Origin of the sequence: Marinobacter sp. 1-4A, from assembly GCF_016597725.1 — a bacterium.
In the GTDB taxonomy this organism is placed as follows: Bacteria; Pseudomonadota; Gammaproteobacteria; order Pseudomonadales; family Oleiphilaceae; genus Marinobacter.
The window spans coordinates 89,223-102,058 of record NZ_VCGY01000009.1; the positions used below are offsets into that span (position 1 = coordinate 89,223).

At 54.3% G+C, this 12,836-nt stretch carries 13 protein-coding genes, 1 tRNA gene and 1 pseudogene; 4 read left to right on the top strand and 11 right to left on the bottom strand.

The window, feature by feature from the left end:
• Window positions 1-158 precede the first annotated feature (158 nt).
• The 4 genes and pseudogenes from FE845_RS19045 to FE845_RS16360 form a co-directional block, all read right to left on the bottom strand.
• Window positions 159-233 (bottom strand): annotated as a pseudogene (locus FE845_RS19045) (ESPR domain-containing protein); the annotation flags it as partial.
• An 86-nt stretch (window positions 234-319) separates the two neighbouring features.
• Window positions 320-1,318: a helix-turn-helix domain-containing protein gene (locus FE845_RS16350; RefSeq protein WP_200367037.1), complete on the bottom strand. Its 999-nt coding sequence runs from the start codon at window positions 1,316-1,318 to the stop codon at window positions 320-322.
• 341 nt (window positions 1,319-1,659) lie between these two features.
• The gene (locus FE845_RS16355; RefSeq protein ID WP_200367039.1) at window positions 1,660-1,869 is read right to left on the bottom strand and encodes a hypothetical protein; all 210 of its coding nucleotides are present in this window, start codon (window positions 1,867-1,869) and stop codon (window positions 1,660-1,662) included.
• 64 nt (window positions 1,870-1,933) lie between these two features.
• Complete coding sequence (locus FE845_RS16360; protein ID WP_200367041.1) at window positions 1,934-2,548, bottom strand: TetR/AcrR family transcriptional regulator; 615 nt, start codon at window positions 2,546-2,548, stop codon at window positions 1,934-1,936.
• 147 nt (window positions 2,549-2,695) lie between these two features.
• On the opposite strand from FE845_RS16360, the gene FE845_RS16365 reads away from it, so the two are divergent.
• Window positions 2,696-3,136 carry a hotdog fold domain-containing protein gene (locus FE845_RS16365; RefSeq protein ID WP_200367043.1) on the top strand — a complete coding sequence of 147 codons (441 nt, stop codon included), beginning with the start codon at window positions 2,696-2,698 and terminating at the stop codon, window positions 3,134-3,136.
• On the opposite strand, the gene FE845_RS16370 is transcribed toward FE845_RS16365, so the two are convergent.
• From FE845_RS16370 to rpsU, 5 genes are all read right to left on the bottom strand, one after another.
• Window positions 3,088-3,690 carry a GntR family transcriptional regulator gene (locus FE845_RS16370; protein WP_200367045.1) on the bottom strand — a complete coding sequence of 201 codons (603 nt, stop codon included), beginning with the start codon at window positions 3,688-3,690 and terminating at the stop codon, window positions 3,088-3,090. The genes FE845_RS16365 and FE845_RS16370 overlap by 49 nt on opposite strands.
• A 296-nt stretch (window positions 3,691-3,986) precedes the next feature.
• Window positions 3,987-4,063 (bottom strand) — tRNA-Ile (locus FE845_RS16375).
• A 94-nt stretch (window positions 4,064-4,157) separates the two neighbouring features.
• A complete protein-coding gene (rpoD, locus tag FE845_RS16380; RefSeq protein WP_200367047.1) occupies window positions 4,158-6,005 on the bottom strand; it encodes an RNA polymerase sigma factor RpoD in 1,848 nt (615 codons plus the stop codon).
• A gap of 104 nt (window positions 6,006-6,109) precedes the next feature.
• On the bottom strand, window positions 6,110-7,846 hold the full coding sequence (gene dnaG / locus FE845_RS16385; RefSeq protein WP_200367049.1) for a DNA primase: 1,737 nt from the start codon (window positions 7,844-7,846) through the stop codon (window positions 6,110-6,112).
• A 150-nt stretch (window positions 7,847-7,996) separates the two neighbouring features.
• A complete protein-coding gene (gene rpsU / locus FE845_RS16390) occupies window positions 7,997-8,212 on the bottom strand; it encodes a 30S ribosomal protein S21 (RefSeq protein WP_072794797.1) in 216 nt (71 codons plus the stop codon).
• 249 nt (window positions 8,213-8,461) lie between these two features.
• Between rpsU and tsaD the strand changes: the two genes are divergently transcribed.
• Window positions 8,462-9,520 (top strand): tRNA (adenosine(37)-N6)-threonylcarbamoyltransferase complex transferase subunit TsaD, encoded by a 1,059-nt coding sequence (tsaD, locus tag FE845_RS16395; protein WP_200367132.1) that lies wholly within the window; start codon window positions 8,462-8,464, stop codon window positions 9,518-9,520.
• Between the two features lie 17 nt (window positions 9,521-9,537).
• Here the strand turns inward: tsaD and plsY are convergent, their stop codons facing one another.
• Entirely contained in the window at window positions 9,538-10,128 is a 591-nt protein-coding gene (plsY, locus tag FE845_RS16400; protein WP_200367051.1) for a glycerol-3-phosphate 1-O-acyltransferase PlsY, read from the bottom strand.
• A gap of 96 nt (window positions 10,129-10,224) precedes the next feature.
• On the opposite strand from plsY, the gene FE845_RS16405 reads away from it, so the two are divergent.
• Window positions 10,225-10,647, top strand: coding sequence for a dihydroneopterin aldolase (locus tag FE845_RS16405; protein WP_227714441.1), 423 nt, complete (start codon window positions 10,225-10,227; stop codon window positions 10,645-10,647).
• Entirely contained in the window at window positions 10,640-11,164 is a 525-nt protein-coding gene (gene folK, locus FE845_RS16410) for a 2-amino-4-hydroxy-6-hydroxymethyldihydropteridine diphosphokinase (protein ID WP_200367053.1), read from the top strand. The genes FE845_RS16405 and folK overlap by 8 nt, the downstream gene beginning before the upstream one ends.
• Here the strand turns inward: folK and pgi are convergent.
• Window positions 11,147-12,808 carry a glucose-6-phosphate isomerase gene (gene pgi, locus FE845_RS16415; RefSeq protein ID WP_200367055.1) on the bottom strand — a complete coding sequence of 554 codons (1,662 nt, stop codon included), beginning with the start codon at window positions 12,806-12,808 and terminating at the stop codon, window positions 11,147-11,149. The genes folK and pgi overlap by 18 nt on opposite strands.
• Window positions 12,809-12,836: the final 28 nt, after the last annotated feature.

The window sequence follows — 12,836 nt, forward strand, 5'->3', positions numbered from 1 at the left end:
TGCAACTCATCGTCGGAAACCGGCGCCGTATCATCCATCCAGTTACCATTAACCGACCAGTTCCCGGAAGACGCCGTAAAGGTTTCGTCCACCGCCCCGGCAGGCGATGCCCCCAGCAACAGGCCGCTGAGCAGCACAGAGGCTTTGGTTTTTCCCTTGCGGCGGCTGATCTCGGCAACCGCCATCCAGACGTTGAGTGCTTCGTTCCAGACGACGCGATAGACATGATTCATGGTTACTGCTCTCTGCAAGGTGTGTTGGCCGACAATCCGGCGTCAGCCTTTTTGGCAACGAGTATGAAGGGGCTGTGACGGGGGGGCTATCGGATTTCCGCAAACAACGCCCGGCTTGCCGCCCCGGTACCGCGCCGGGCCAGGGTGTGCGAGGGCAGTTCGCCGAACAGGCGCTGGTAGTCCCTGGCGAACTCACCCAGGTGTACAAACCCCCATTGCATGGCGCTCCTGGTGACCGTGGTCTGCGACGGTATTGCCCTAAGCAGGTCTACACGCACCCGGTTGAGACGCAAGGTACGCAAGTAGGCCACCGGGGTGAGCTGCATGGCGCTGCGAAAGGCGTACTGGAGCGTTCGCTCCGACACGCCCGTTACCACACAGAGGTCGGCAACACTTGGCACCCTGCCGACCTGAAGGCAGGCATCCATGAATTCCCTCGCGGTGGACACCAGCCGCTGGGTTCGCCAGCCAGAGCGAAAAGGCCGACTGCCGCCGGTATCAAGCTCTGTCGCCCCATTGAGTGCCAGCAATACACTGTCCCGCAACATTTCAATACCGTTGGCCGACAGGGCCGGACCGTCCACAGCCGGGCCGTGAAGTACGCGACTGAAGGCCCGCGCCACCCTGTCGGTGTCTGCGCTGCTGAAGGCCTGGGGAGCACCGGTCACCCCGGACCAGTCCCGTTCGCTGAGGGTGTGCATGTCGGCAAGCAGTCGATCCTGGTCCAGGCACAGGTAGAAGGTGTCACTGCCGCCGGCCACATTGAGGTCGAGTTCGGCATCGCTGGGAAGGAAATAGAGCCAGAAGTCCTGCGGGCTTAAAAAATGGGAAAAACGCATCCCCGGGTTCATGGTTCTGGCGATGGAGATGGCGCACAGGTTGCCCCGGGTGACCCCGCTTTTATGGACCAGCTGGTTCTGCTGTTCATGCACCAGGTGCATGCCGTCCAGGGTCAGGGAGGTGCACTGGCCCCGATAGTCGCCCACGCTGAGCTGATGCATCTCCAGGTCCAGCCAGGGCTGGGCGTCGGCCTGTGCGGAGGCGTCGGCTACAAGGTGAGAACTCGGTTGCCTGTCAGGTGCCATGATTAAATATCTTCACCGAGTAGTTCGCGCATCAGTCAGAGCGTGTTGTTGTAATTGAGTTCATGTAGATTAACGGCAGGTCCTGCGGGCCTCAAGCAGGCTTTTTTATGATTTCCGCTCACTTTTATGGACTTGGTGCAACGAAAAAAGCCCATGAAACACGGGCTTCGAAAACTAAAATGGACAGGGCAATGGAAGCATGGATCTTTAAAAAAGGGATACTAATGTTCGCTTTCGTTTAATAATTGAAGGGGTGATAAAGCCCGAAATATGATCATCGCCTGACTCCGAGAGCCACATCGATTCCCAGCCATCCGGGATTAAGAACCACGGTACACCAATCAGATCTCAATACTCTCAGCTATATCCAGAGCATCGTTCACCTCGACACCAAGGTATCGCACTGTACTGGAAATATATCGAGCCAAGAGCTTGACCATATCGCAGGATCGGAGTTTGCAATCAATCGCCATGTCGAACACCGCCAGCTCGCGGGCCCGGTCGCAAAGCGCAACATTCAGGTTGGGGCAGAATGCAAAGATTTTCTGCAATTTTATAGCCGCGAAGCGGAAGAATTGTCTAGTATTACCGCTTGGTTCGATATGGCTAGATGGGTCAGCTCTGCAACGAGCGCCATACGGACTCCGCAAATTCTTTTCGGTACTCCTGAGGTGATGTCTTTACACGGCCAGACAGCCAGGCTCTGCAATAGTTTTCCGACGGACCTATAATGAGAGAGAAGAGCATCTCGAATGGTTGAACAATTTTGATATCGTCATTGCCGAAACTTATCAACCGCTCTTTCAGTTTCCGGTAATTCTGGATATTTCGATTCGTCAGTTCCTCCTGAAAGGGACCCTTGGCCACTGGAGAGCGCGCCTGATAAAGGAATCTGGCCCATTCTGGGTTGTCGACAACCCAGTCTAGATAACTCCATATGATGGAATACACGGCCTCGCGAAGACTGTTTGCCCCGGCCAGTTCCTGCTCCAGGCGATGTCGCTGGTCATCCTGAGCTGCAAAAAAGAGCGCACTCAATATACCCTCTTTGTTCCCGAAATGATGATAAATCGCGCCCACACTGGTGTCGCAGCGGGCTTTGATGGCATCGATGGTGGTGGCTTCCACCCCCAGCTCATTAAAGCAATACAGTGCCTGTTCCAGAATCTCTCTTTTCAGCGCAGCTCTGCGGCCCGGAAACCGGTTCTCTAAAATATTGGATTGGTTCATTAAATGGATATTCGCCTGTTTGAACTCGCCACAGCCTACATTCTACCGTTTGACAGCTTCGGCATAAACAGAATACTCTTCTGTTGAAGAATATTATTCTGTTTTGTTTGTTTCGTGCCCCCTTTCAGACACATGGAGAACTTAGAGATGAGTCAAGCACTGGCAGCAGTCAACGCATTCGGCGCCGAAGCCTTTGGGAACATGGTCTGCCAACAGGCCCCCTATTTCAGCACCATCCAGCCGGAACTGGTTGACCTGAAACCGGAGTATGCCGAAGCACGGGTGCCATTCCGAAAAGAAATCACCAACCACCTGGGTACCGTACACGCAATCGCCATGTGCAACGCCGCAGAGCTGGTAGCAGGGCTGATGACGGATGCGTCGATACCAAGCGATGGTAAGTGGATTCCACAAGCCATGTCGGTCAAGTATCTGGCCAAGGCAAAAACCGCCTTACGTGCCGTTGCAAGCGGGGAGAAAGTTGACTGGGACACCTCTGGTGAGAAAACGGTCCCCGTAGAAGTGTTTGATGAGGATGGTCAACGGGTCTTCACCGCTGAAATCACCATGAACGTGAAACTGAACTGATACCTAAGGATTCCTGGCTGAGGGTTAATCCACATGCCCGGCATCTTGGCCAATACAGCCTGTTTGGCGCAATTTCCCCCCTCTGGCAGACGCTTGGGGTTTAGGTAAATGTTCTCGACCAATACCGGCCGACCATCAATCTGCCGGCGGCGCCGAAGCCAGACAATCGGGTCACCAATCGCCATACCAGTCCGGGTGGCCAACCAGCTGTTAGTATGCGTGGACGTTACATCAAGCGTCTCTGTTGCAGGGACACGGCCTTGCGCTGTCACATTCTCTGAGAAGCTGTAGTCATGTGTGGGTTTGTAAATCAGTCTTGGCGGAGACACAAACCAGCCTCGCCGGTTCGAGCGGTAGATACGGCCTTCCGCTTCTAACTGAGCCAACGCCAAGCGGGTCGTCACCCGAGTAGTATCGTGCTCCTCCGCGAGAATACGTTCCGAGGGCAACCGAGTACTCGGCGTTAAAAGCCCTTTTGCGATCTGGGCAGCCAAGTGATCTCGAACTCTCAGATAAAGAGGCGAAACGCTTTTCTCGTCGACCCGCTCCTGCATATTGTGGCTCCTTAGCCTAACCAAACCGGCCAAAATAGACCAAAAACGTGACACAGTTGTGACAAATACCGGAAGCTTTCGCGCGGAATTAATTGACATTTGAAATGGGTTCCGCCAACCATGCTAAGTGAAAGTCCATGACTAGCTTGGAATTTTCAGGGTTTGCGGGAAAGCCTAACGCGAATGTTCGCTTTGTTTAAGAGCGGCGGCCACGACTAAGGATTATGTCGCCATAACCTGGCCGAGATGGCCTAAATATGGTGCCAAGAACAGGAACTAAAGGTTTTTTCGAGTATTGGTGGGCCCACCTGGACTCGAACCAGGGACCAAAGGATTATGAGTCCTCTGCTCTAACCAACTGAGCTATAGGCCCATTCAGCGAACGCTGTCTGGAGGGTGTTCCCCTGAGGGAACAAAGCGGGCGCCATTATACCGAGGAGGTGGGGCGCCCGCTACTGTTGTGATGCTTATCCGTTGCCTTGATCGTCAATAAATCCGCGCAAATGGTCGGAGCGGGAAGGATGACGCAGTTTACGCAGTGCTTTTGCTTCGATTTGACGGATACGCTCACGGGTTACGTCGAACTGTTTGCCGACTTCTTCCAGAGTGTGGTCCGTGTTCATCTCGATGCCAAAGCGCATGCGAAGCACCTTGGATTCGCGGGCGGTAAGGCCAGCCAAAACCGAACGGGTGGCTTCGCGTAGGCCTTCTGCCGTTGCCGAGTCCACAGGCGAGAGCGCTTGAATATCTTCAATGAAGTCGCCCAGATGGCTGTCTTCATCGTCACCAATCGGCGTCTCCATGGAGATTGGCTCTTTCGCAATCTTCAGCACTTTACGAATTTTGTCTTCCGGCATCTCCATGCGCTCACCCAGTTCTTCCGGGGTGGGCTCACGGCCCATTTCCTGCAGCATCTGGCGGGAAATCCGGTTGAGCTTGTTGATGGTTTCAATCATGTGCACTGGAATACGAATGGTGCGCGCCTGATCCGCAATTGAGCGGGTAATGGCCTGACGAATCCACCAAGTGGCGTAGGTAGAGAACTTGTACCCACGGCGGTACTCAAATTTATCAACGGCTTTCATCAGGCCGATGTTGCCTTCCTGAATCAGGTCGAGGAACTGAAGGCCACGGTTGGTGTACTTCTTCGCGATAGAAATAACCAGTCGTAGGTTGGCCTCAACCATTTCTTTCTTGGCGCGGCGGGCTCGTGCTTCGCCAATCGAGACGCGGCGGTTGATTTCTTTGATGTCTACAACGTCAAGGTCCACTTCAGTCTGCACATTCATGATGCGCTTCTGAAGACGGACAATTTCATCCAGTCGCTCGGTAATGGCGGCAGCGTAAGGCTTTTTGCTTTTACCGATTTTCTCGCCCCATTCCGGGTTGGCTTCATTGCCCGGGAATGATTTGATGAAATCTTTACGCGGCATTTTGCACTCGCGCACACAGATTTTGAGGATGGCGCGCTCGTTCTCGCGAATCAGATCATTGGTAGAGCGAACGACGTTGACCAGTTCGTCAAACGCTTTGTTGCCAAGTTTGAAGGGTGCGAAAATCTGTCCCAAATCGTTCAATGCAACCTGAGTTTTCTTATCCGCACGGCCATGCTTAGCCAGTAGCTTTTCGGCTTCGTCAAGCTTTTCCCGGAGCAGCTCGAAACGCAAGCGGGTTTCTTCCGGGTCTGGACCGCTCTCTGGTTCTTCTTCCTCTGCATCGTCGTCCGCATCCTCGTCAGACTGGTCTTCGTCTGAGGTCTCAGGCTTCGGAGGCGGTTCCGGCATAAACGGCTCCGCGCCGTCTGGGTCGAGAAAACCGGTGATGATGTCGGTGATACGACCTTCGTTTTCAATGATGCGATCGTAGGCTTGAATAACGGTGCCTACAGTACCCGGGAAGTGGGCAACCGCTGCCATAACATCGCGAATGCCTTCTTCGATGCGCTTGGCGATAACAATCTCGCCTTCACGGGTTAACAGCTCAACGGTACCCATCTCGCGCATGTACATGCGGACCGGGTCTGTGGTGCGCCCAGCATCAGATTCCACAGCGGCAAGAGCGGCGGCGGCTTCAGCGGCAGCGGCTTCGTCAGCAGTGGAATCGCCATCGGTCATCAGCAGAGTATCGGCATCCGGTGCTACCTCGGATACCTGAATGCCCATGTCGTTGATCATGCGAATGATGTCTTCGACCTGATCCGGGTCGGCAATGTCTTCCGGGAGGTGGTCGTTTACCTCGGCGTAAGTCAGGTAGCCTTGTTCCTTGCCTCGTGCGATGAGGTCTTTCAATCGTGATTTCTGCGAATTGCCTGACATAGACACCCTGTGAACTCGCTTAAATAAAAAATGAAACAGCCATTATAGCTGTCGCTCTAATGCACTGCCACCGAATGGTTAGATGGTGATCAATGCGCCAAGTTTCAAGTGCTGTTCTCGGGAGTTCCCCCGCTCAGCTCTCGCAGCTCTTGCCGTTCCTCGGCGGTAAGGTTTGCGAAGTTGCGTAAAAGTGTAGCCAGTTTTTGCTGTCTTGCTGCTTCCTCGTTCGGGTTTAGCAACTCTCGAGCTGCGGCCAGAGTGCTTTCCCGTGACGGTATGTGCTCTATACCGTCGAATAGATGGTAGAACCCTTCACGTGCTTGGCTGTCCAGCGCCAAGGCAGTTATAAGTGATTTCCTGTAACGAATTTCCCGCTCCAGAATAAACTTGGCAAAGGCCTTGGCCTGATTGTACTGCCGGGAGCCGCTGGCAAGTTCGGTGACTTCACTGGCCAGATCCGGTGCTTCCAGTAGTGCGAGGCACAGGATGCTGTCTTTGCTCAGTTTTACGTCAATGCGTTCTTCTGCAACGCGATCCCTGCGCTCGCCTTTCCAGTTTCCCCACTGCTGTGGCTTGCGGCCTTGCCATTGGTTTCGGCCCCCGCAAAGGCGGAGCATTTCATGCCACATGGCATCCCGGAGGGTGCTTCTGGGCATTTTGTTCAGAAGCGGTTCAGCTCTGGCTCTCAGTTCGCCCCGGTTCTCCGGCAGTTGCAGGTCCAGACCTTCGCTCTGACGGTCAAACAAGTATCTGGAGAAGGGGGTCGCGCCCTCGATGCGTTTCTGAAACGCTTCTGCCCCTTCTTTACGTATCAATGTGTCCGGGTCTTCACCTTCCGGTAGCATCAAAAACTGCAAGTGCAGCCCATCAGCCATAAGTTCCAGAGCGTTATCCATGGCTCGGTCTGCGGCTCTGAACCCGGCCTGATCACCATCAAAGCAAAAAACGATATGCCGAACCTGCCTCAATAAAGCAGTGAGGCTATCTTGGTTTGTTGCTGTGCCCAACGTCGCGACGGCGTAATGGATGCCATGCTGGGCCAGCGCAATCACGTCCATGTAGCCTTCTACCACAAGCAGCTTATCGAGCTGCTTAAGCGCCTGTTTTGCTTCGTACAGGCCGTATATTTCCCGGCTTTTGTGAAATACATCCGACTCGGGTGAGTTGATGTATTTTGCTTTGTCGTCGCCGAGCGTCCGTCCGCCAAAGGCGATGGTTTTGCCCCGGCTGTTGCGGATAGGAAACATGACCCGGTTACGAAAAAGGTCCCTCGGTCTGCCGTACTTGTCAGACACTGTGCCGGTTTCGATCAGCGGTCCCTGCAGATCTTTGCTTGCGGCATCAAACAGTGCAGTTCCCGCAGCAGGCGCATAACCCACCTGATACTGCTGAATAATGCTGCTGTCTAACCCGCGCTGCTTTAAATAATCGCGTGCGAAGCTGCCTTGCGGGCCGTGAAGCGCTGAATGGTAAAAGCGGCTGGCAAAGTCCAGCGCGTCGGTTAGCGTTCGCGCCTGCTGGATTTCTTGCTTGGCGGCCTGATCATAGGGCACTTCAAGCCCGGCTCTGCGTGCCAATTCTTCAACGGCATCGGTAAAGCCCAGACCTTCAAATTCGCGTACAAAACTGATGGCGTCGCCGTGGGCGCCACATCCAAAACAATGGTAGAAGCCTTTATCTGGCCTTACATTGAATGACGGCGTTTTTTCATCATGAAACGGACAGCATGCCTTAAAGTTGGCACCGGCTTTCTTGAGTGTGATGCGCGAGCCGATCAGCTCTGCCAGATCTACCCGGTCGAGCAGGTCTTCCACAAAGCGTTGGGGGATCAGTCCGCTCATAATGGCTCCACATCCGGCCCGTTACACGCAAGGGCCAATAGCCAAAAATGCCGCCGAAGCCAGGCCCCGGCGGCATTTTTTGGTCGCTCTGTGCAGCCTGTGGCTGTACAGGCAATCAGTGCTTTGCAGTCAAGCGGCGTCTGCGGTAACTCAGTACAGACGCTCGAACTTGCGCTGTTCCCGCTGAAGCTTCTTGAGATGACGCTTAACGGCAGCGGCTGCTTTACGCTTGCGAACGGAAGTCGGCTTTTCGTAGTGCTCACGACGACGTACTTCTGAAAGTACACCGGCTTTCTCGCAAGAACGCTTGAAGCGACGCAGTGCTACGTCAAACGGTTCATTCTCTTTCACTTTAACAGCTGGCATTCGACAATCACCTACCTGATAGATTCGGTTTCATTTAGATGCGCATCTGGCGTTGCCAGACTGGCTCGATTCTCTCGATCACTGGTCAGATTGGCTAAAACTCGACCAGTTCGTAATTTAGGGCGGCAATGATAGCGCTTGGATCGTGGCAAGGTCAATGTTTGTTCGATGAAACTGCCTGTGAGTTTCGGGTTTCTGCTAAAATGCGCCCCGTTTATCCATTAACAACAACCGATGTGGCCAGATTATATGCTGATTCTGGGTATTGAGACTTCCTGTGATGAGACCGGCGTCGCGCTTTACGACACCGAAAAGGGCTTGCTTAGTCATGCGCTGTTCAGCCAGATCGACATGCATGCCGACTACGGCGGAGTGGTGCCCGAGCTGGCATCCCGCGATCACGTTCGTAAACTTTTACCTTTATGTGATCAGGTGTTAACTGAGGCCAAACTTACCCGGGAAGATATTGATGGCATTGCCTACACCGCCGGGCCGGGCTTGATTGGGGCGCTTATGGTGGGAGGTTCGGTTGCCCACGCGCTGGGGTTTGCCTTAGGCATACCGGTACTAGGAGTGCACCATATGGAAGGTCACTTGCTGGCACCCATGTTGGAAGACAATCCGCCAGCTTTTCCGTTTGTTGCTCTGCTCGTTTCGGGCGGGCACACCCAGTTGGTGCGGGTGGATGGCATTGGACAATATCAAATGCTTGGTGAGTCTGTAGATGACGCAGCAGGCGAAGCTTTCGATAAAACTGCCAAAATGCTGGGTTTAGACTACCCCGGCGGCCCACGGGTGGCTGCGTTGGCTGAAAAAGGTACCGTCGGCCGTTACCGTTTTCCTCGGCCAATGACGGATCGGCCGGGTTTGGACTTCAGTTTCAGTGGCCTTAAAACCTTCACTCTTAATACAGTCAATGCGGAAAAAAAATCTGTGGAGGGTCTGAGCGATCAGGTTCGCGCCGATATTGCTCTGGCGTTTGAGACTGCTGCCGTCGAGACTCTGGTGATTAAATGCCGGCGGGCCCTAGAGCAAACAAGCTGTGACAGGCTTGTGATTGCTGGCGGAGTGAGTGCCAACAAGCGGTTGCGGGCAGGCTTGGAAAAGATGGCTGCAAAGTTACGCGCCCATGTATTCTACGCGCGTCCTGAATTCTGCACCGATAACGGGGCAATGATCGCCTATGCGGGTGCCCAGCGCTTAAAGGCAGGGCAGCGTGATGGAGAGCGAATTGTAGCGGTGCCCAGATGGCCGATGAATACGTTGCCAGCACTGGATGAAGCTCGCTCGACCGGGCTTGTTGATTGAGTTGGCCAACCGCGACACTAGAGGCCGATTTCCCGTCCTTGGGCCAGCCGTATGAGGTTGTTGCGGTGACGCACAACCACCAAAAGCGCGAGTAAGCCGAACAACGGAAGGTTTTCTGGTTCAATGAATGCGCTGATCAATGGCCCACTCACAATCGCTATGACGGAGGCCAGCGCAGAAATGCGCCAGCGCCATAATATCAACAGCCAGATGGTGGCCATGACCGTTGTGGTGATGGGGGCTAAAGCGAGACCGGCTCCCAGAGCGGTTGCGACCCCTTTGCCGCCTTTGAATCGGTAGAAGGCTGGGACCATATGCCCGGTAACAGCAAAGAGCGCCACCATAGCTTGGGCTAAAACGGATAGCCCAGCGCTGTATGCGAGCCAAACTGGTAGCCAGCCTTTTGCAGCATCCAAAGCCAGAGTCATGGCAGCAGGGCGCCAGCCGCCGGTGCGGTAAACATTGGTGGCACCAGGGTTTCCAGAACCTTGCGCCCGGGGGTCCGGTAGCCCCCAAAGTTTGCAGACTGGCAGTGCAAACAACACTGAGCCGCCAAGATAGGCCGCCGCGCACAGCAAAACAGTTGTTACCGGATCACTCAGGTGCATTTGCGGTCTCAGAGACGAAGACGTGTCAGGGTGATGTGTGCGAAAATGCCCGCCCTCAATTTGCGAGCTGGCGCGTTTACAGTAGCCGCAGTTTGTATGTTATTCAATCAGCAGAGCGTGAAAATGCCCCGGGAGCCCTTCTTGGCAGACAGCGTATTGATCGAAGGCTTGGTTGTAGAGACCGTGGTGGGTGTATATGACTGGGAGCGTGAAGTAACCCAGTCGCTCGTTGTGGACTTGGAGATGGCGTGGGACAACCGTATTCCGGGCGCCTCTGATGATGTAAAAGATGCGCTCGATTACGCATCGGTCAGCGAACGCGTTGATCGCTGCCTGAAAGATCTCAAGCCGAAGCTGCTAGAACATGGTGCAGAGGTTCTGGCGGGTGTTCTGCAGCGTGAATTTGGCGTTGGCTGGCTTCGACTGGTGCTGCGTAAGCCCGGGGCCGTGCCCGCTGCCCGGTCGGTGGGTGTTTGCATCGAAAGGACTGCTTTGAAAGGAGAGCCCGGTAATGCCTGATCAAGTTCCGGTTTATATCAGCATTGGCAGCAATATTGATAGAGAGCGTTATGTGGTTGCGGCTTTGGACGCACTGGTAGGTTGGTTTGGTGAATTGGATATTTCGCCAGTGTACGAGAGTGAAGCCGTAGGGTTTGACGGCTCACCGTTTCTGAATCTGGTTGTGGGGGTAAAGACTAACCTGTCTGTAGGCGAGCTTTCACAGCACTTTAAACTGTTAGAAGCCGAGAATGGCCGCAGAAAAGAGGCGCCTAAATTCAGCGCCAGAACGCTGGATCTCGACATTCTCACCTATGGAGAAGCGGTGGGCCGGTTGGACGGAGTCGAATTGCCCAGAGCTGAAATTTTAAAAAACGCGTTTGTGTTGAGGCCTTTGTCGGATGTCGCTCCGGCAGTTAAGCACCCGGTTTGCCGGAAGACTTACCTTGAACTTTGGCAGATGTACAACACTGATCAGAAGCTCTGGCCGGTAAACTTCAGCTGGCAGGGTCGGGTGATTTCAAAGGCCGTTTGCTGAGCGGAACAGTGCAATCAGGTTGTCGGTAGCGCTGTCACTTGTTTCGCCAGAGTCTTTAGGGTTCAACAATCTTGGCAGAATGTTTTCGCCCAGTTTTTTACCCAGTTCAACTCCCCATTGGTCGAACGAATCCAGATCCCAAATTACGCCCTGAACATAGGTGCGGTGTTCGTACAATGCAATCAGAGCACCTACGGTTTCCGGAGTTACCTTCCTCATCATTAGTGTATTGCTGGGCTGGTTTCCGGGTATCACCTTGTGTGGCGCCAACCGGTCTATATCTGCATCCGCCATGCCGCTGCTTGCCAGCTCCGCTTTGGCTTCCTCAAGTGTTTTACCAATCATCATTGCGCGGGACTGGCCCAAGCAGTTGGCAAATAAATCAGCGTGATGTGTGGCAACAGGGTTGTGGGTTTGCAGTGGTATGATGAAGTCGGCTGGGACCAGTCGTGTTCCCTGATGGATAAGTTGATGGTAGGCGTGCTGACCGTTAGCGCCTACTCCGCCCCAAATTACCGGCCCTGAGTGATATGCCAATGGCTTACCCTGCTGATCCACGCGCTTACCGCTGCTTTCCATGTCGAGTTGTTGCAAGTGGTCTGGCAGGTTACGTAGGTAGTGGTCGTAAGGCAGTATGGCGTGCGTTTCGGCGCCCCAAAAATTGCTGTACCAAATGCCTAGCATAGCCATGACAACGGGCAGGTTCTTTTCCAGCGGTGTCTCACAGAAGTGAGTGTCCATAGCGCGGGCACCGGCGAGCAGTCGCCGAAAGTTATCCATACCAATGGTCAGTGCTACAGGTAGCCCGATAGCAGACCAAAGAGAATAGCGCCCACCTACCCAATCCCACATTGGAAATACGTTGTTGGGGTCGATGCCAAATTTCTGTGCCGCAGCCTTGTTTGCGGTCACGGCCATAAAATGGCTGGCGACAGCCTGATCATTCCCACCATGCTCTATAAACCACTGTCGGGCGACCTTGCTGTTTTCCAGTGTTTCGCGCGTGCTGAAGGATTTGGATTGAACCAAAAAGAGCGTGGTTTCAGGATCTATTTTTGCCAGAGTTTCGCAGATTTCCGTGCCGTCAATATTCGCCACGTAATGGCAGCGGAGCCCGGACGCCCGATAAGGCTGGAGAGCTTCGGTTACCAGCTTTGGGCCGAGAAACGAGCCGCCGATGCCAATGCTGACAACGTCCGAAAAGGCTTTTCCGGTAAATCCCGTGCGTGTCTGGCCCAGCACGTCCCGAACAAAGGCTTCCATACTCGCCAGCGTTGCACTGACTTCCGCTGTCACGTTTTGGCCGTCAACCACTAGGGTGTCTGTTCCGGGGTTGCGAAGGGCAGTGTGCAGGGCGGGGCGACCTTCGGTAATGTTCACCTTGTCACCGCGCAATAGGGCTGCTCTGCGTTCTTCCAGCTTGCGGCTGCGAGCTAGATCCATCAACGCCGCGAGCACGTCATCGGTAAGCCGGTTTCTGGAGAAATCCAGAGATAGGCCCGCGCCATTGATAAAATACCGGTTGGCCCTGTCCGGGTCGTCTGCAAAGAGTGCCTTCATGGGGCGGTTTTGCAGACTATCCCGGTGAGCCAGTAAAGCCTGCCATTCGGGTGAAGCGGTCAATCCTGAGTGCGACGAGGGCATCCGAGAGTCCTTTCCTGATGGGTCGTAA

Coding starts and splice junctions, on each gene's coding strand:
- FE845_RS16350 (WP_200367037.1), bottom strand. CDS start 1,318: ATGGCACCTGACAGGCAACCGAGTTCTCACCTTGTAGCCGACGCCTCC.
- FE845_RS16360 (WP_200367041.1), bottom strand. CDS start 2,548: ATGAACCAATCCAATATTTTAGAGAACCGGTTTCCGGGCCGCAGAGCT.
- FE845_RS16365 (WP_200367043.1), top strand. CDS start 2,696: ATGAGTCAAGCACTGGCAGCAGTCAACGCATTCGGCGCCGAAGCCTTT.
- FE845_RS16370 (WP_200367045.1), bottom strand. CDS start 3,690: ATGCAGGAGCGGGTCGACGAGAAAAGCGTTTCGCCTCTTTATCTGAGA.
- rpoD (WP_200367047.1), bottom strand. CDS start 6,005: ATGTCAGGCAATTCGCAGAAATCACGATTGAAAGACCTCATCGCACGA.
- dnaG (WP_200367049.1), bottom strand. CDS start 7,846: ATGAGCGGACTGATCCCCCAACGCTTTGTGGAAGACCTGCTCGACCGG.
- rpsU (WP_072794797.1), bottom strand. CDS start 8,212: ATGCCAGCTGTTAAAGTGAAAGAGAATGAACCGTTTGACGTAGCACTG.
- tsaD (WP_200367132.1), top strand. CDS start 8,462: ATGCTGATTCTGGGTATTGAGACTTCCTGTGATGAGACCGGCGTCGCG.
- plsY (WP_200367051.1), bottom strand. CDS start 10,128: ATGCACCTGAGTGATCCGGTAACAACTGTTTTGCTGTGCGCGGCGGCC.
- FE845_RS16405 (WP_227714441.1), top strand. CDS start 10,225: ATGTTATTCAATCAGCAGAGCGTGAAAATGCCCCGGGAGCCCTTCTTG.
- folK (WP_200367053.1), top strand. CDS start 10,640: ATGCCTGATCAAGTTCCGGTTTATATCAGCATTGGCAGCAATATTGAT.
- pgi (WP_200367055.1), bottom strand. CDS start 12,808: ATGCCCTCGTCGCACTCAGGATTGACCGCTTCACCCGAATGGCAGGCT.